Annotated in this window: 19 protein-coding genes; 18 read left to right on the top strand and 1 reads right to left on the bottom strand. The window is 42.4% G+C overall.

Features of this window, described 5'->3' with window-relative positions:
* Positions 1-119: 119 nt before the first annotated feature.
* The 4 genes from QNI29_RS01415 to QNI29_RS01430 all read left to right on the top strand — a co-directional run bounded on the left by QNI29_RS01415 (position 120) and on the right by QNI29_RS01430 (position 5,204).
* Entirely contained in the window at positions 120-1,649 is a 1,530-nt protein-coding gene (locus tag QNI29_RS01415) for a degradosome RNA helicase CshA (protein ID WP_284526723.1), read from the top strand.
* Positions 1,650-1,847: 198 nt separating this feature from the next.
* Positions 1,848-2,801 (top strand): AAA family ATPase, encoded by a 954-nt coding sequence (locus QNI29_RS01420; RefSeq protein ID WP_231419640.1) that lies wholly within the window; start codon positions 1,848-1,850, stop codon positions 2,799-2,801.
* Entirely contained in the window at positions 2,801-4,018 is a 1,218-nt protein-coding gene (locus tag QNI29_RS01425; RefSeq protein ID WP_231419641.1) for a DUF58 domain-containing protein, read from the top strand. The genes QNI29_RS01420 and QNI29_RS01425 overlap by 1 nt, the downstream gene beginning before the upstream one ends.
* Complete coding sequence (locus QNI29_RS01430; protein ID WP_231419642.1) at positions 4,005-5,204, top strand: DUF4129 domain-containing protein; 1,200 nt, start codon at positions 4,005-4,007, stop codon at positions 5,202-5,204. The genes QNI29_RS01425 and QNI29_RS01430 overlap by 14 nt, the downstream gene beginning before the upstream one ends.
* A gap of 75 nt (positions 5,205-5,279) precedes the next feature.
* Here QNI29_RS01430 and QNI29_RS01435 read toward each other — a convergent pair whose 3' ends face one another.
* Entirely contained in the window at positions 5,280-6,044 is a 765-nt protein-coding gene (locus tag QNI29_RS01435) for a rhomboid family protein (protein ID WP_231419643.1), read from the bottom strand.
* A gap of 137 nt (positions 6,045-6,181) precedes the next feature.
* Between QNI29_RS01435 and acpS the strand changes: the two genes are divergently transcribed.
* The 14 genes from acpS to QNI29_RS01505 all read left to right on the top strand — a co-directional run bounded on the left by acpS (position 6,182) and on the right by QNI29_RS01505 (position 16,450).
* On the top strand, positions 6,182-6,538 hold the full coding sequence (acpS, locus tag QNI29_RS01440) for a holo-ACP synthase (RefSeq protein WP_231419644.1): 357 nt from the start codon (positions 6,182-6,184) through the stop codon (positions 6,536-6,538).
* Positions 6,539-6,612: 74 nt separating this feature from the next.
* Positions 6,613-8,127: an NAD(P)H-hydrate dehydratase gene (locus tag QNI29_RS01445; protein ID WP_231419645.1), complete on the top strand. Its 1,515-nt coding sequence runs from the start codon at positions 6,613-6,615 to the stop codon at positions 8,125-8,127.
* Between the two features lie 54 nt (positions 8,128-8,181).
* Positions 8,182-9,207 carry a LolA family protein gene (locus tag QNI29_RS01450; RefSeq protein ID WP_231419646.1) on the top strand — a complete coding sequence of 342 codons (1,026 nt, stop codon included), beginning with the start codon at positions 8,182-8,184 and terminating at the stop codon, positions 9,205-9,207.
* Between the two features lie 152 nt (positions 9,208-9,359).
* Complete coding sequence (alr, locus tag QNI29_RS01455; protein ID WP_354665920.1) at positions 9,360-10,529, top strand: alanine racemase; 1,170 nt, start codon at positions 9,360-9,362, stop codon at positions 10,527-10,529.
* Between the two features lie 228 nt (positions 10,530-10,757).
* Positions 10,758-10,967: an antitoxin gene (locus QNI29_RS01460; protein ID WP_255688859.1), complete on the top strand. Its 210-nt coding sequence runs from the start codon at positions 10,758-10,760 to the stop codon at positions 10,965-10,967.
* 4 nt (positions 10,968-10,971) lie between these two features.
* Positions 10,972-11,322 (top strand): type II toxin-antitoxin system endoribonuclease NdoA, encoded by a 351-nt coding sequence (gene ndoA, locus QNI29_RS01465; protein WP_036786621.1) that lies wholly within the window; start codon positions 10,972-10,974, stop codon positions 11,320-11,322.
* A 232-nt stretch (positions 11,323-11,554) separates the two neighbouring features.
* Complete coding sequence (locus QNI29_RS01470; protein ID WP_231419649.1) at positions 11,555-12,424, top strand: RsbT co-antagonist protein RsbRA; 870 nt, start codon at positions 11,555-11,557, stop codon at positions 12,422-12,424.
* Positions 12,425-12,429: 5 nt separating this feature from the next.
* The gene (locus QNI29_RS01475) at positions 12,430-12,786 is read left to right on the top strand and encodes an STAS domain-containing protein (protein WP_255688851.1); all 357 of its coding nucleotides are present in this window, start codon (positions 12,430-12,432) and stop codon (positions 12,784-12,786) included.
* Positions 12,787-12,790: 4 nt separating this feature from the next.
* The gene (locus tag QNI29_RS01480) at positions 12,791-13,192 is read left to right on the top strand and encodes an anti-sigma regulatory factor (protein WP_036786615.1); all 402 of its coding nucleotides are present in this window, start codon (positions 12,791-12,793) and stop codon (positions 13,190-13,192) included.
* A 14-nt stretch (positions 13,193-13,206) separates the two neighbouring features.
* Complete coding sequence (locus QNI29_RS01485; RefSeq protein ID WP_231419650.1) at positions 13,207-14,217, top strand: PP2C family protein-serine/threonine phosphatase; 1,011 nt, start codon at positions 13,207-13,209, stop codon at positions 14,215-14,217.
* A 65-nt stretch (positions 14,218-14,282) separates the two neighbouring features.
* Positions 14,283-14,618 (top strand): STAS domain-containing protein, encoded by a 336-nt coding sequence (locus QNI29_RS01490; protein WP_231419651.1) that lies wholly within the window; start codon positions 14,283-14,285, stop codon positions 14,616-14,618.
* Entirely contained in the window at positions 14,618-15,097 is a 480-nt protein-coding gene (gene rsbW, locus QNI29_RS01495; RefSeq protein ID WP_231419652.1) for an anti-sigma B factor RsbW, read from the top strand. The genes QNI29_RS01490 and rsbW overlap by 1 nt, the downstream gene beginning before the upstream one ends.
* Positions 15,069-15,860: an RNA polymerase sigma factor SigB gene (gene sigB / locus QNI29_RS01500; RefSeq protein ID WP_231419653.1), complete on the top strand. Its 792-nt coding sequence runs from the start codon at positions 15,069-15,071 to the stop codon at positions 15,858-15,860. The genes rsbW and sigB overlap by 29 nt, the downstream gene beginning before the upstream one ends.
* A complete protein-coding gene (locus QNI29_RS01505) occupies positions 15,857-16,450 on the top strand; it encodes a SpoIIE family protein phosphatase (protein ID WP_231419654.1) in 594 nt (197 codons plus the stop codon). The genes sigB and QNI29_RS01505 overlap by 4 nt, the downstream gene beginning before the upstream one ends.
* The last annotated feature ends 85 nt before the right edge of the window (positions 16,451-16,535 follow it).

Raw genomic sequence — 16,535 nt, forward strand, 5'->3', positions numbered from 1 at the left:
GGTAGAATAAAGTATAAATCAACTCGTACCGAAAGCCCTCTTCCAGCTGTGAGGATGGCTTTTTTTACGTGCTTCTCTTTGGCATACTAGAGAGAACAAAAAAGGAGTAGAAAAACGAAGTGACAAATTTTTATTCATTAGGTTTATCCAAATCAGTTTTAAAATCCGTTCAAGAAATGGGTTTTGAGGAAGCTACGCCAGTCCAAGAGCAGACAATCCCTCTTGCGATGGATGGAAGAGACGTGATCGGACAAGCGCAAACAGGTACTGGTAAGACTGCAGCCTTCGGTATTCCCATGATCGAGAAGATCGATGAGAATATGAAGAAGATTCAAGGTCTTGTCATTGCGCCTACTCGCGAGCTAGCTATGCAGGTAGCAACAGAGTTAAATAAGTACGGACAATATAAAGGCGTAAAAGTACTACCTGTTTACGGTGGTACAGATATGGGACGTCAGATTCGTTCCCTTAAACAACAACCACAAATTGTTGTCGCAACACCAGGTCGTCTATTAGACCATATTCGTCGTAAAACGATTCAGCTTTCAAACATTCACACAGCTGTACTAGACGAAGCAGATGAAATGCTTAACATGGGCTTCATTGAAGATATTAAAGATATTCTTAAAGCTGTTCCTATGCAGCGCCAAACATTACTGTTCTCAGCAACAATGCCAAAAGAGATTCATGAAATTGCTACGAAAATGATGAAGAAGCCTGAAACAGTTAAGCTTAAAGCGAAACAAATGACGGTTGAGAAGATCGATCAGTACTTCATCGAGGTAAATGATGGCAAGAAATTCGATACACTAACACGTCTTCTTGATATTCACACGCCTGACTTAGCGATCGTATTCGCTCGTACGAAGAAGCGTGTTGATGAAATTACAGAAGGATTAAGTGCTCGCGGATTCCGTGCTGAAGGAATTCATGGTGACCTGACACAAGGTAAGCGTATGAGCGTTCTGAAGAAATTCAAACGTGGTGGGGTTGAAGTACTAGTAGCAACAGACGTTGCAGCTCGTGGCCTGGATATCTCAGGAGTTACACACGTATACAACTTTGATATTCCTCAAGATCCTGAAAGCTATGTACACCGTATAGGTCGTACAGGTCGTGCTGGTAAGGAAGGGTACGCAGTTTCCTTCATCACACCAAGAGAAATGGCTCACCTTAACCTAATTGAGAAGACTACAGGTCGTAAGATTGATCGTCTTCCGATTCCATCAAATGATCAGGCTCTTAAAGGTCAACAGAACATTGCGATTGAGAAACTTGTTCAATCTATCGAATCTGACAACCTTGAGTCATATGAGAGCACAGCAGCTGAATTACTAGAACAGCACGATTCTGTTTCTGTTATTGCAGCAGCTCTTAAGATGCTAACGAAAGAGCGTAAAGATGTACCAGTACAACTAAGCTACCTTGCGCCAGTTAGTACGAAGCAAGCTCAAAAAGATAAACAAAAACGCGGTGGTGGCGGCAAACGCTATAACCGTAAAGGTAGCGGTGGTCCAAAAGGTAAAGGCGGATACAACCGTAATGGCAAATCTGGCGGTGGTTATAACAAATCCCGTTCAGGCAGCGGCCAAGGATACAAAGGTAACCGAAACCGTAAATACCAAAACTCAAACCGCGACAATTCCTAAAGCCCAAAACTCCCTGCTCAAGCCGAGCAGGGAGTTTTTTTATTTCTTTATCAGGTTAAAGGGTGTCAGACACGCGTTCTTGCACTAAAGGAGTGAAGGGTGTCAGACACCCGATGTAAGGGGCGGTTTATTTGGGGTTAGGAAGGCTTTGTTATATAATGGATGTCAGAATATTTGTATAGATAAGAGGAGCGTGTAATGGTGGGGGAGAAGAGGAAGATCGATGTAGCCATTGATGAAATTGGCCGAGTGATTTATGGAAAGAGAGAAGTTGTGGAGTTATTGTTCGTTGGTATGATTGCGGATGGGCATGTTCTGTTAGAAAGCGTCCCTGGTTCAGGGAAGACCAAGCTTGCGAAAAGTTTCGCTAAAGTAATAGACGGTAGGTTCAGCCGTATTCAGTTTACTCCTGATGTATTGCCTTCAGATGTCACTGGCATCCAGTTCTTTAATCCAAAGACTCAAGAGTTTGAGCTGCGTAAAGGGCCAGTGATGACCAATGTATTACTAGCCGATGAAATCAACAGGGCGACGCCCAAGACCCAGTCGAGTCTATTAGAGGTTATGGAGGAGCATCAAACGACAATTGACGGAGAAACATTCTCGATCCAAAGTCCATTTATCGTAATTGCAACGCAAAACCCTGTTGAAAGCAATCACGGAACATTTCCATTGCCTGAAGCACAGTTGGATCGGTTCTTATTTAAAGTGGATATGGGATATCCGAGTGAAGAGGAAGAACGAGCGATCATGAGAGCGTACTTAACTGAAGAGCCTCTTGATACGCTTCAACCAGCGTTAAGTCCTGAGGATTTAATAACGATGCAAGAAGAAGTGAGAAACGTACATATTTCAGATGTTGTGAATGATTATTTGTTGAACTTAGTTCGTCATTCAAGAGAACATACAGACATTGAATTAGGGATTAGTACTCGGGGAGCCCTGGCACTCATGAGAGCGAGTCAGGCAAGAGCCTACCTTCGTAACCGTTCTTACGTAAGTCCAGAAGATGTGAAGACGCTTGTTCCATACGTCTTTGAACACCGCCTCATTCTATCCATGCAGGCCTCCATTCAGAAATCTCCTGCTGATGTCGTTCGTGATGTGATCAGCAGTGTAGAAGTGCCTGTTGAATCAGGGGCGCGTACATAATGCAGTGGCGGAAGGAACTAGGATCAAGTTTGACTCAAAGTTATGATAAAGTACTTGCGTTTAGCCTGATCCTTTTATTTATCAGTTTATTCTTTAATCGTTCCGGCGCCTTTATTGTGATCGGTGGAATTACGGCTTTTATTACGTTTAGTATGATCTACGATCGATTTATAGGAAAAGGACTCACCTTTGAAAATCATAAGCACGTTTATAAGATGTTCCCCGGTGATCGGATTGAAGTTCCACTATCCTTTCAGAATCAATCACGATTACCCATTATTAATGGCCGTTTTCGATTTAGGGTGGGCTCAGAAGTACAAGGGGAGAACTATGTAGTGAATGAAGGAGAAGAATGGATTCGATATGAGGTTCCTCTCACTGTTGTGGAAAAGGGGAAAACAGAGGTTCAAGTCCCTTTTGAGGCTAAACGCCGTGGCGTAACGATCTTTCGTGATATTCAATACACGTTTCCTCATCTCCTAAATTTTAACGAGATTTTTCTCTATTTTGTCCCATTTCATAAAGCGGAGTTTATTGTTTATCCAGAACCTTTGCCTGTGTATGGACTGAAAGAGCATAATCACATGACCCTTGGCTCCCAGCAGGCGCGCCTTTCTCCCTTTGAGGATCCAATAAGCCCTGTTGGAACGAGGGACTATACGAGTTCAGATCCCTTTCATCGTATTCACTGGAAGGCTTCAGCAAGGAAACAAACGCTACAGACAAAAGTGCTTGAGAAGAACTGGGATCATACGTGGAGTATTGTCATCAACTTAACTTCACATAGGGGCGGCCCTTTCAGTGTGAACCCAGACATTGAATCGATTCTTTCTTATGCTGCTTATATGTGTCAATTAGCAACGAAGAAAGGATACCCCTTTGAACTATATATCAACGCGAGGAAAATGGGGAATCCTCCTTTTTACTATTTACCTGAAGGAAGCGGGAGGGAGCATTTACAGAAGGCTCTTGAGCTCATTGCGCGTATTAAATCAAGGGAGCTTGTCATGTCGTTTCAAATGCTCCTCCATCGGTTTGACCAACAACTTTATAAGCCTAAGACCATCTTCTTGTTAGGGGATCAAAACGATGAAATGAAGTATTATGCCCATAAATGGCAGAATCAGAAATTAAAGGTATATGCTGTTGAAGGCCAGGGAGAGCATGCAACACTTGTAAACCTAGCAGAGAAGGAGGGTATCTATGGAACACCGTAGAACCTCTGTTGTGAAACTGTATTTATGGATAGCGGAGGCGATGGCCTTTTATCTACCGCTTGGTCTACTCTACTATTTGCTCCCCACTCAAACGCTGCCATTTTGGAGTTTTCTGTTGGGGGTTCTTGGTTCTTATGTTTTTTTATTCGTAGGATCCAAACTGACAGCCCGGTATATTCCTGTCCTCATCTATATTCCGTTAGCGGTGTTTGCCTTTTCCTTTATAGGACCGTTTAACCTGATTATGGCTATTCTTCTCAGTGCGTATTTAGCTTGGCGCTTTATCGTCCATGAAAGAGATCCTGATTTAAGGAACGAGCAGACCCTGTTGATGATCTCGTTAGGTATACTGATTGTGAACGTCCTTTATTTTAACCAAGAAAAGGTGTACCTCATGGCTGCACTTCAATTAGTCGTATTGGTATTTGGCTATATGGTGAGTCAGGTGGTCAGTGTTGACTCGAGAGCGAATCAAAAACGAGTGAATACCAGAACCGCCACTGTTATGGGTTCTTTCATTGGGGTAATGGTTGGGATCTTCTTTATTTATGACGTCATCCGTGCTGGATTTACAGGCGGAGGCCTCATTATTGCCAAAGCATTTAGTGGGGTTGTGACCGGTATTTTCTTCATACTAGAGTGGCTAGGTGTTGGGGAGTTCTGGCAAGAGAGAGTGGATAAGCAAAACCCGCCTGATATGGAACTTGGAGAAAGCGTCGATCGAAGTCCTGATCCTACTGTAACATCGGATCTCTCTGACCTTCTGTATGGGGGAGTCATTTTACTCTTAATCGTCATAGGGGTTGTCATAGCCATTCGCTTAAGGAATAAAAGAATGGAGCAGTTCGTTGATGTTGCGGCGGAAGAGGATTCGGTTACGTATACAAGCCTCCTAAAGGAACGTGAATCTTCTTGGGGGTCCTCATTCAAACGTATCTTTCAGAGTGCGCCGACTGATGAAGCTCGGAAATTGTTCTTTAAATTTGAAGCATTCGCTGCTAAAAGAGGGAAGGGTCGTGCTCCATCTGAAACCATTGAAGAATGGTTTGAACGGTTAGGGGTGAAAGAGGGGGATGTTGATCTGTATCAGAAAGTACGCTACGGGGATCAACCTCTGTCCCAACAAGAACTGGATCTCTTCAAAAGAACGATTGAATCGTTAAGGGAAGCCATTCAAAACTCTTAGAATACATTTTCTGTAAAAAGATCAGGCTCAGAAGCTAAAGGTAATAAGCTCTGAGCCTTTTTGTATGCCTTAGGGTTAGATGAAGCGCCCAAGTAATCCGGCAATGATAAGAATGACGAAGAGACCCCATAATAATTTCGGTAAGAACTTTCTCCAAGGAACTCTGCGCTTGTTCCATCTGTTCGGGTCAAAACCAACGTCTGAATCTCTTCCCCGGCGTCTTGAACGGGCGGGATTCATTGAGAACCGATTCGCGCCAGTGGTGACGATTGGACCAAGGGCCAATCCACCAAGTAAACCGAAGATGTGCCCATAGATATTAATGTTAGGGCGAATGAACGTCATCACAAGTCCAATGACAGTAATGGTTAATACGATTTGAGCATTGGCCTGGTCAATTAAGTGTTTCTTAGCGTAGATCAGATAAAGGTAGACACCGAATAGGCCGAAGATTGCACCTGATGCTCCCACGTGCAGGTAGAAGTCTGGGCCAAGTAAAAAGGTGCCGACATTACCAGCGAAGCCAGCTCCTAAATAAGCGAGCAGGAACTTTCCTTTTCCAAGCATTTGCTCAAGAGCCGGTCCGAATAATACAAGAGAGAACGAATTAAAAACCATGTGAGCTAGCCCTGCATGGAAGAAAATCGGTGTAATGAGTCTCCAATATTCGCCATCCGCTGTAGCAAGGTTATTTCCGTTACCGAGACGTTCTAATTGAACGAAATAGGAGAGGTGAAGAAGGTCCCCTGTTAACCATAAGAAGATATGGATACCGATAATGGTCGCTACAACTGGGTAGAAACGAATAAAGTCTTGAAAGGATTCTGTTCGAAAAAACATAATCAGTTCTCCTTACTTAAAAAAAGTTGATATCAGCTTATTTCATTATACAATGAAACCAGTTCATTCATGTTACAAACTGCATGTTCAAACCAGAAACGGTTATCATGAATACATAAAGGAAGATGGTGGTATGGATGATTAAAGGAATCGGAGTTGATCTAGTAGAGATTGAACGCATCGAACAGAGTCTCAACTCGAATCAACGTTTTCTACAACGAATATTAACAGAAAAGGAACAACAATTACTAAAAAATATAACCGCACCCAAAAGACAAGCAGAATTTGTAGCCGGACGATTTGCGGCAAAAGAGGCTTTTGCTAAAGCGATGGGGACGGGGATTGGGAAGGAGTACGCCTTCTTAGATATCGCTGTGTTACGCACAGACAAAGGAGCTCCAATGATTGAAGTAAAGAATTTTCCCTATTCCATTTGGCTCTCTATTGCTCATAGTCAAAGCCATGCGATTGCTCAAGTTGTCATTGAAGAATAAAAAGCTTGTCAGGCTAGTCTGCATAATCGCATACTTTGTCTCATATGATTTTAGTGCGGGTAGGAGGGAACGATTTGCACATTGTCACCGCAAAAGAAATGTACGATACGGACCGTTATGCCATGGAAGAAATGGGGCTTCAAGGCCACCTGTTAATGGAAAACGCAGGGAGGGCTGTAGCTACAGCCATCAAAGATCAAGTATCTGAAGAAGACCAGATTCTTATACTCGTCGGGAAAGGCAATAACGGAGGAGATGGATTCGTTATTGCACGTACGCTGCTTCAACAAGGATATAGTGTAGAAGTATTGCAGATTCCGAATGATGAAGAGGTTCAGGGAGATGCCAGAACTCACCGTGAAATTTATGAAGCCTTTGGGTATGGATACCGTCGTTTTGACAGCGTTGATTCTCTAGCAACCCTCAGTTCTCGGAAAACGGTCATTATTGATTGCTTACTCGGGATCGGAGTAAAAGGACCTCTTCGTTCGCCGTATGATGAAATCGTTCCGCATGTAAATCAATTGGACGCAAAGGTCATATCGGTTGATCTACCTAGCGGGGTGCCCGCAGATGAAGGTGTCTCATTTGAGGGGGCTATCCAAGCCGATTATACGGTAGTGATTCAGTACCCGAAGACGTCAGCTTTCTTACAACATACTGCTCCATACTATGGAGATTGGAAGGCTGTCGATATTGGTCTCCCTGACCATCTTCTGCGAGGAAGAAACAAAGGGTGCAGCGTATGGACCAAATCAGACGTAGTAGCTAGTTTACCCGAACGAGAGCCCTTCAGTCATAAAGGCTCTCATGGGAAGGGGCTAGTCATTGGTGGTTCTATTCAGATGCCAGGTTCTGTAACGATGACCTCAAGAGCAGCGCTTCGAGCGGGGGCGGGGCTTCTGACAGTAGCGACTGTATCGAAAGTGATCTCGATTCTTGCATCGTCTGTAACGGAAGCTACTTTTATTCCGCTGGAAGAACAAGAAGGGCGAATCAGCTCTGTGGAAGGAATAGAATTTGGATATGATGGCGTAGCAATCGGTATGGGAATGGGGAGACATCGCGAAGGGAAAGAGCTCTTAGAGAAGGTGCTAAAGCTTTCAGAATCGCCAGTTCTGATTGATGCTGATGGCTTGTATGCTCTAAAAGGGTATTTATCTGAAGTGAAGTCTCGATCCTATCCAACTATTATTACGCCTCATCCAGGCGAAATGGCTCATTTGCTAGACGTGTCTATTCCTGAATTACTAGAGAAGCCCTTTCACTATTCCAGACAGTTTGCATCACGCTATGGCGTCCACGTAGTTCTAAAAGGGGCCTTTACTCTTGTGACTACTCCGGATGAGAAGCAGTGGGTGCATACTACAGGGAACGTTGGTCTCGCAAAAGGCGGGAGCGGCGATGTCTTAGCCGGAATGCTTCTGGCCATGGTGATGCAACCGCAAACGGTAGAATTGGCGCTCAATAATGGGGTTTGGCTTCATGGATCAACAGCTGACCTTTTAACAGAACAGGCCCATTCCACATACGACCTGTTGGCTACTGATCTCATAGACGGTCTTTCAAAAACGTATCGTACGATCTAAGTAAGGTGAGTGCGTTCCCTTTGTCCATTCAAATGAGACAAAGGAGTTGTCATTATGAAGAAAAGATATTGGCTCTGGATCGTCGCCTCGCTGATGCTCGTACTATCAGCGTGTGGGGAAAAATCAAAAGAAGACGTTGTCCAGTCCTTACAGAAGAAGCTAGAAGAAATGACTGGCTATAAAACGGAAGCAACCATGAGCCTTAAAACAGGTGATGAAGAACAAAAATACAAAATTGATGTATGGCATAAGAAAAAGGATTATTACCGTGTGTTGCTTAATAACGAACAAGACGAGAAGAACAGCCAAATCATTCTGAAGAATGAAGATGGCGTCTATGTGTTAACGCCTGCTTTGAATAAAAGCTTTAAATTCCAGAGCGATTGGCCTAACAACAGTAGCCAGCCTTATCTATACAATTCATTAGTAGCTGATGTGGTTAAGGATAAAGATGCAACCTTTGAAACTACAGAAACGTATTATGTCTTTGAAACCAAGACAAACTATCAAAATAGCAAGAACCTTCCTTACCAGGAAATCTATTTTGATAAGAAGAGTCTGACTCCTGTAATGGTAAAAGTATTGGATAAAGACCGTAAGCCGCTGGTTGAGGTTAAATTCTCATCTTTCGAACTTAACCCTAAATTTAGCGACGATGCCTTCACGACGGAAAAAAATATGACAAGTGGAGCTCTTGGCATTCCGGTAATGGCTGATGGAGAACCGAATGAGCCGGCAGCATTTACCGTTTTGTACCCAGAAGCAGTAATTGGAAATACAGAGCTTGATGAGCAAAAAGAAATTGATATGGAAAACGGTAAACGCGTCATCTTGAGCTTTAAAGGGGAAAAGTCCTACACTCTTATTCAAGAATCATGGACTTCCTATCCAGCTAGTGCGACTGTCCCTGTAGAAGTTTCTGGAGAGATGGTAGACCTTGGCTATACAATGGGAGCTCTATCAGGATCTACTCTTGAATGGAGCCATGAAGGGATGAACTTCTATCTTGCTAGTGAAGATTTGACGAAAGAAGAAATGATTGAAGTTGCCCAATCCGTTCAGGGAACAGTAGTGAAATAATGTTTTTATATTTAGCAGCAGACTCAGTTCATTCCTATCATGAGTCTGCTTTTATTTTTTTGATAGAAGCCCTTTCTTATTGCATTCTAGTTTGACAGTCAGGAAGGAACAATTAATAATAAGGCTAAACAATTGCGAGAGGGGAATCTTTGGTGACGCACTATTATAGGGATTCCTGGGTAGAGGTTCAGCTTGATGCCATTCAAGAGAATATCCAGAATGTTAAACGACAATTACCGACACAGACGAAAGTGTATGCCGTTGTAAAAGCAAATGCATATGGTCACGGGGATGTACAAGTCGCGAAAGCAGCTTTAGATGGAGGGGCAAGTGGTTTGGCCGTTGCCTTATTAGATGAGGCTATCCGTTTAAGAGAAGCTGGTTTCACAGCACCGATTCTTGTAATGGGTTGGGTGAGACCGGAAGATGCACACGTGGCAGCCCAAAAGGATATTACCGTTACCGTATTTCAAGCCGATTGGTTGCGTAGGGTAAAAAGCATGAGTCTTCATGGAAATCTGAGTTTCCATATTAAGCTCGATACAGGAATGGGGCGCATAGGGGTTCGTGACGAAGAGGAATTAACAGAGCTGCTGCATGAGTGTGAAGCTGAAGGTCTTCGGTTGAAAGGTGTGTTTACCCATTTCGCAACGGCTGATGAAGAAGAGACTCGCTATGTAAAAGAGCAGGAACAACGATTTGAAAGGTTAATGGAAACATTCACTTCAGTGTGGAAGGGCCCTGTTGAAGTTCATACAGGAAACAGTGCGCTCTCTATGCGATTTCCAGAAAAGATGAATCACATCGTTCGATTCGGCATAAGTATGTATGGGTTATACCCCTCCAAAGAAGTAAAGGCTTTAAAGCCAATTGAATTATCCCCATCTTTTTCTCTCCATAGTAAACTGGTACACATTAAGAAGGTCTCTCCTGGAGAGTCCATTAGTTATGGTGCGACCTACACGACTTCAGAGGAGGAGTGGATTGGAACGATCCCGATCGGTTATGCTGATGGATGGATTCGAAAACTTCAAGGTATGGAAGTGCTTATAAATGGGAAGCGTATGCCTATTATAGGTCGTATTTGTATGGACCAATGCATGGTGAAGCTTGATGATGCTTATGAAGTGGGGACGCAGGTGACGTTAATTGGGAAACAAAGGGAAGAAGAAATTGAGGTTGATGAGGTAGCCGATTACCTTGATACGATTAATTATGAAATACCTTGTATGATTAGTGAACGTGTCCCGAGGATTTACTATCAAAAAGGGGAAGTAAAAGCCGTCTGGAATGGGATAGCGTTTTCACATGAGAAGGGATGAAGTCCTGTAAAATATCGACGCACATCTGTGAAATTTGACAGAAAAAAGCGTAAATTAGGTAAAAATCGTCAATGAGCCTTTGCAATGCCCGCGTTCTGGTGGTATGATTGAGAAAGAAATGAACCGATTATGGTGCTTAGTTGATGGTGGAGGTGCATTTTAGTGTCCGATAGTTCACAAGAAATTGTAGTGAAATTACCACAGCATTTATTAAATGAACTTGATGGTATGGTACAACTCGAAAATGGTGATCGGAGCGATTTTATTTACCAGGCAACGAAAATGTATTTGCGGGAGCGTAAAAAACGCCACATTCGTGAGTCGATGCGTCAGGGCTACATGGAAATGGCAAAGATCAATCTAAACATTGCTTCAGAAGCTTTTCAAGCTGAAGAGGAGGCAGAAACTACCTGCGAACGCCTAGTGAGCGGGGTGTAAGGATTTGATCGTAAAAAGAGGCGACGTTTACTTTGCTGACCTTTCCCCGGTCGTTGGCTCAGAACAGGGAGGCGTCCGCCCAGTCCTCATCCTTCAAAATGATATTGGTAATCGCTTCAGCCCCACAGTCATTGTGGCGGCTATTACTGCGCAAATACAAAAAGCAAAATTACCCACACACGTAGAAATTGATGCTGAACGATATGGATTCGAGCGAGACTCTGTCATATTGTTAGAGCAGATCCGTACAATTGATAAGCAAAGACTTACAGACAAAATTACCCATCTAGATGAAGCTATGATGAGCAGGGTTGATGAAGCATTACAAATCAGTTTAGGGCTCATTGACTTTTAAAAATAAGCTACTCGAAATCGAGTAGCTTATTTTATTATCTGTAAAAATTCTTCAAAAAGACAGAGTGTTGAGAGTAGCCGATTCTAACCGTTGGTGTTACAGTATAAGGGATAAATGCTTTTTAAGAATAACAATGAATAGACGAGCATATATGTTTGCGTAGCTTATACAAAAGTGTGACAATGGATGTAATTCTGACTTAAATGGAACAGGAATCATAGGGGGTCCCGAGATGGAAGCGAATTTGAAGGAAATAGTACTTAACAATAGTAATGATATTGTTAAAATGTGGCTTGATGAGGTGGAGAAACACCGGAAACACGACTACACCTCAACGATCTCAGATGAATTATTTGAGAGTACAAATAGAGAGTTTGTAAACGTTATTTTTACAAGTCTTGAGAAACAGGGCGCAACAAATGACATAGAAGGTTTTGCAGAACGCTTAATCAATCTTGGCTGGCCCTTGAGTTATTTAACAGATGGAATGCAAGCCTTTAGGCGTGTAACCATTAACTATATTCTAGGACAATCTACGAAAGTTGATACTCAATACTTCTCTGAGGTGTTGGCGAAAGTGGATGAGTGGGTCGACCCCGTTATTAACCAACTCGTGAACGAATACTCTGGTAGTTGGGAAAACATTGTCTCCCTACAAAAAGTTGCTCTTCAAGAATTATCAGCTCCGCTAATCCCCGTTATGGAAAATATCACAGTCATGCCCCTAATTGGGACGATCGATACGGAACGAGCTAAATTAATTATGGAGAACCTATTAGATGGTGTGATCAAGCATCATGCTGATGTGGTGTTAATTGATATCACGGGTGTTCCAGTAGTGGATACAATGGTTGCCCATCATATTATACAAGCAGCTGAAGCGGTTCGTTTAATCGGTTCCACTTGTATATTAGTTGGGATCCGGCCTGAGATTGCTCAAACGATCGTGAACCTGGGTATCGATCTGAGTAAGTTTCCGACGAAGAGTTCCTTGAAGAAAGGATTCGAATCAGCATTAGAGCTAACAAACAGACGAATAGAAGATATTCAAAGCAAGAACAACGAAATAGAAGAGTTAGTAGACTCTTTGGATAGGGAGTGATGAACATGAGAATACCCATCTTAAAACTTCACAATTATTTGCTAATTTCTATCCAGATTGATTTAGACGATCAAACCGCAATTCAGTTTCAAGAGGATCTTCTAAGTAAGATTCATGAAAGCGGGGCAACAGGTGTCGTTATTGACCTTACGTCTGTAGATATTATCGACTCGTTCATCGCGAAAGTATTGGGCGATGTTGTATCAATGTCTGATCTAATGGGTGCTAAAGTTGTGCTGACAGGAATACAGCCTGCTGTTGCAATGACCTTAATTGATTTAGGAATTCACCTACAAGACGTTCCGACTGCTCTGGATCTTGAACAAGGGTTGATCAAACTTCGACAGGAATTGGAGGAGTGAGTGAATGGACTTTCAATCCTGTGTGAACATTAAAAAGGAATGGGACATTGTAGGCGCCCGGCAACTTGGGCGAGATATTGCCAAGAAGATCGGCTTTGGTACAGTGGATCAGGCTCGCATAGCGACTGCTATATCCGAGCTTGCCCGTAATATTTATTTATATGCTGGAACAGGTAAGGTTTGTTTTGAAGCAATTGAAGATATTAATGAACGTGGTCTAAGAATTGTGGCCATGGACGAAGGACCGGGTATTCGCGATGTCAGTCAGGTTATGGAAGATGGTTTCTCTACTTCTGGCGGACTAGGCGCGGGATTGCCAGGTGTTAAACGCTTAATGGATGATTTTGATGTAATATCAAGGCAGGGGGAAGGGACTGAAGTGAGAGTTGTGAAATGGCTCCGCTAAAGGAGGAAATCAAGATGAGTACCTTAAAAATGGATCTTAGTAGCTATAAGGACTTGCTGAAGCAATATATTGAAACACAAAACGAGCAGGCTCTTTACCGTGCTGAACAATTCAGTAAGCATTCAATCCAGCAGAATATATCACCTGATGAAATTGTAGATGTGCACCTCCAAGCCTTATTGGAACTCTATCCTGACATCCCTGAGAACATCATGAATTCAATGAATTTTCTTTTAGAAACAATGATCTCATACGGCCTGGCTTACCAAGAGTACCAGGCATTGCGTGAGAAACAATTTGAACTGCAATCTGAAATCTCTGTAGCCGCTAATATGCAGGATACGCTTTTGTCTACGACCAAACCGGACGTTGAAGGCTTGGATATTGGTGTAACCAGTCATCCGGCCAGACAAATGAGCGGAGATTATTATCACTTTGTACAAGACCAAAAAGGGTCAGTGGGGATTGCGGTAGCGGATGTAATTGGTAAAGGGATCCCGGCAGCGTTATGCATGTCCATGATTAAGTACTCAATGGATAGTTTTCCTGATGAACAGATGTACCCTAGCTCCATATTAGAAGGTATGAACCGTGTTGTTGAACGAAACGTGGATCCAAGCATGTTTATCACCATGTTCTATGGATTGTATGATCAAGCTACGAATTATTTCTATTATTCCTCAGCTGGTCATGAACCAGGTTTTTACTATTCTGCCAAGGATGATGCCTTCTCGGAAATTGAGGCTAAGGGTCTTGTGTTAGGGGTAGACCGTAGTGCTACTTATAAACAGTATGAAACGCTTGTCGCACCAGGCGATATGATTGTTCTGTTAACAGATGGCGTAACCGAGTGTCGGGCTGGTGAACGTTTTATTGAACGTGAAGAAATTTCAGATGTTATCCATCAGTACAAGCATTTACCAGCTCAGGAGATCACTGAGCAAGTTTATCAGCATTTCGAGAGACTGCAGGATTTTCAGTTGCGCGATGATTTTACGATGGTGATTATAAGACGCGACGTTTAATCAAAAAAAAGAACGGGTAAATTCTTAAAGGATGGTACAGAAAAAAGAAACGGAGGCTTAAGAATATGAATTTAACCATTAACGTGGATCATAATGATAAATTAAAAACCGTAACCTTAAGCGGTGAAATTGATGCATATACAGCGCCAAAGTTAAAAGAAACATTACTTCCTTTGACGCAAGAGAATGAAGTTGTTGTAAAAGTGGACCTTGAAGGAGTTTCCTATATGGACAGTACAGGGCTGGGTGTTTTCATTAGCGCTCTGAAGTCTACGAAGGAATACGATAGCCAATTAACGTTGGTCAAAATGAATGATCGTGTTTACCGCCTGTTTGAAATTACAGGGTTAACAGACATTATTGATATTGAAACAGATTCTACGGTACGAGGTGGAATGTAATGACAGAGACATTTGACTTTATTGAAATCAAGATACCTGCCAAGGCAGAATACGTTGGAGTTGTTCGTTTAAGCATTTCTGGCATCGCTAATCGTATGGGGTTTGCTTATGACGATATTGAAGATCTTAAAGTAGCGATCTCTGAGGCCATCACAAATGCTGTGAAACACGCCTACAATGAAACAGGCGAGGGCGAAATTACTCTTGGCTTTGGTGTTTACGAAAATCGTTTAGAAGTAATGGTAGCTGATCACGGTGGTAGCTTTGATCTGAAGAAGGTGAAAGAAGATACAGGCCCTTATCAGGAAGAAGACTCAATTGAAGAATTGAGAGAAGGTGGCTTTGGACTCTTCTTAATCGACGCTTTAATGGATAAGGTCGAAATCAATAATAAATATGGAGTTATCGTTTTAATGACGAAATATCTTCATGAAAATGAGGTGGGGTTTAATGACGACCAAATCTCAACCACACAATAAACGTGATGGTGAGGTTTACGAATGGATCAAACACTTACAGGAAACCCCTGAAGATGAAGTAGTACAAGAGAAAATTGTACTTCAATATGAGGATCTCGTTCAATCCATCGCGAAAAAGTACTCTAAAAACAGTTCCATTCATGAAGATCTTGTACAAGTCGGTATGCTGGGACTCTTGGCAGCAATCCGCAGGTATGATCCTTCGTTTGGGAAATCATTCGAGTCTTTCGCCATCCCTACAATTATTGGCGAAATTAAACGATTCATCAGAGATAAAACGTGGAGTGTACACGTTCCACGTCGTATCAAGGAACTAGGTCCTAAGATTAAAAAGGCAGCAGAAGAGCTTACGACAGACCTTCAACGCTCTCCTTCGGTCATTGAAATTGCCGATTACATCGGGGTTTCAGAAGAAGAAGTGCTAGAGACAATGGAGATGGGTAAAAGTTATAAAGCTCTATCTGTGGACAGAAAGATTGAAGCTGACTCAGATGGTAGTACCGTTACGATCTTAGATTTAATCGGTAACTCTGAAAAAGGCTTTGATCAAATTGACCAACAAATGCTACTGGAGAAAGTTCTGCCGATCTTAACGGAAAGAGAACAAGAAATCCTAAGGTGTACTTACTTTGACAATATGAGTCAAAAAGACACCGGTGAGCAGTTGGGTATTTCTCAAATGCACGTATCCAGACTTCAACGACGCGCTCTTCGTAAGTTGAAAGAAGCCTTGCAAACAGATGAGGCGGAGTCTTACTATTGACGACAGAACCGAAAGTTGATTTAAAAGTCTTTCAGCAGCCTAAAAAGGGTAATTATTATTGCGGTGACAGCTATTTTTATCAGAAGACAGAAGAAGGGTTCATTTGTGCATTAGCAGATGGACTCGGTAGCGGCGAATATGCTCGTGAGTCTTCTAAAGCTGTAATGGAAGTCATCGAAAATAATGTAGATGGATCTATTGATTCCATTATTACCAAGGCTAATGAGACACTAAAAGACAAACGTGGAGCGGTGCTTGGTATACTCAGAATGGATTTCTCTCAAGGAACGTACTCTTTTACATCGATCGGAAACATAGGTATTGTCGTTGTGCCTGCACATGGAAAGAAGCAGCGCAACATCCCAGTAGCAGGTTATTTGTCAGGCTACCCAAGGCCTTATAATGTTAAGCGAGACTCGTTACATCCGGGCATGCTTTTCTTTATGTTTTCTGATGGAGTAAATGAACGAACATTATCCTCAAATACATTCGTATCCAAAAATCTAGAATTAATTATGGAATCATTCAAGCAACAACAACCAATTAAATACGATGATGATACAACTTTTATTGCGATGAAATATGGGTGAAAAACCTTGTCCTTACAAACTGTATAGGGGCAAGGTTTTTTTTAGATCAAACAACTGGGAAGTCAAATAGGAATTACCGGGTGAG

It is taken from the genome of Pontibacillus chungwhensis, assembly GCF_030166655.1.
Classification (GTDB): domain Bacteria; phylum Bacillota; class Bacilli; order Bacillales; family BH030062; genus Pontibacillus.

What these genes read in the sequence shown, in the direction of transcription:
- QNI29_RS01420 (WP_231419640.1), top strand. Translation starts at nt 1,848, where the DNA reads ATGGTGGGGGAGAAGAGGAAGATCGATGTAGCCATTGATGAAATTGGC.
- QNI29_RS01425 (WP_231419641.1), top strand. Translation starts at nt 2,801, where the DNA reads ATGCAGTGGCGGAAGGAACTAGGATCAAGTTTGACTCAAAGTTATGAT.
- QNI29_RS01430 (WP_231419642.1), top strand. Translation starts at nt 4,005, where the DNA reads ATGGAACACCGTAGAACCTCTGTTGTGAAACTGTATTTATGGATAGCG.
- QNI29_RS01435 (WP_231419643.1), bottom strand. Translation starts at nt 6,044, where the DNA reads ATGTTTTTTCGAACAGAATCCTTTCAAGACTTTATTCGTTTCTACCCA.
- acpS (WP_231419644.1), top strand. Translation starts at nt 6,182, where the DNA reads ATGATTAAAGGAATCGGAGTTGATCTAGTAGAGATTGAACGCATCGAA.
- QNI29_RS01450 (WP_231419646.1), top strand. Translation starts at nt 8,182, where the DNA reads ATGAAGAAAAGATATTGGCTCTGGATCGTCGCCTCGCTGATGCTCGTA.
- QNI29_RS01460 (WP_255688859.1), top strand. Translation starts at nt 10,758, where the DNA reads ATGGTACAACTCGAAAATGGTGATCGGAGCGATTTTATTTACCAGGCA.
- QNI29_RS01470 (WP_231419649.1), top strand. Translation starts at nt 11,555, where the DNA reads ATGGAAGCGAATTTGAAGGAAATAGTACTTAACAATAGTAATGATATT.
- QNI29_RS01475 (WP_255688851.1), top strand. Translation starts at nt 12,430, where the DNA reads ATGAGAATACCCATCTTAAAACTTCACAATTATTTGCTAATTTCTATC.
- QNI29_RS01480 (WP_036786615.1), top strand. Translation starts at nt 12,791, where the DNA reads ATGGACTTTCAATCCTGTGTGAACATTAAAAAGGAATGGGACATTGTA.
- QNI29_RS01485 (WP_231419650.1), top strand. Translation starts at nt 13,207, where the DNA reads ATGAGTACCTTAAAAATGGATCTTAGTAGCTATAAGGACTTGCTGAAG.
- QNI29_RS01490 (WP_231419651.1), top strand. Translation starts at nt 14,283, where the DNA reads ATGAATTTAACCATTAACGTGGATCATAATGATAAATTAAAAACCGTA.
- rsbW (WP_231419652.1), top strand. Translation starts at nt 14,618, where the DNA reads ATGACAGAGACATTTGACTTTATTGAAATCAAGATACCTGCCAAGGCA.
- sigB (WP_231419653.1), top strand. Translation starts at nt 15,069, where the DNA reads ATGACGACCAAATCTCAACCACACAATAAACGTGATGGTGAGGTTTAC.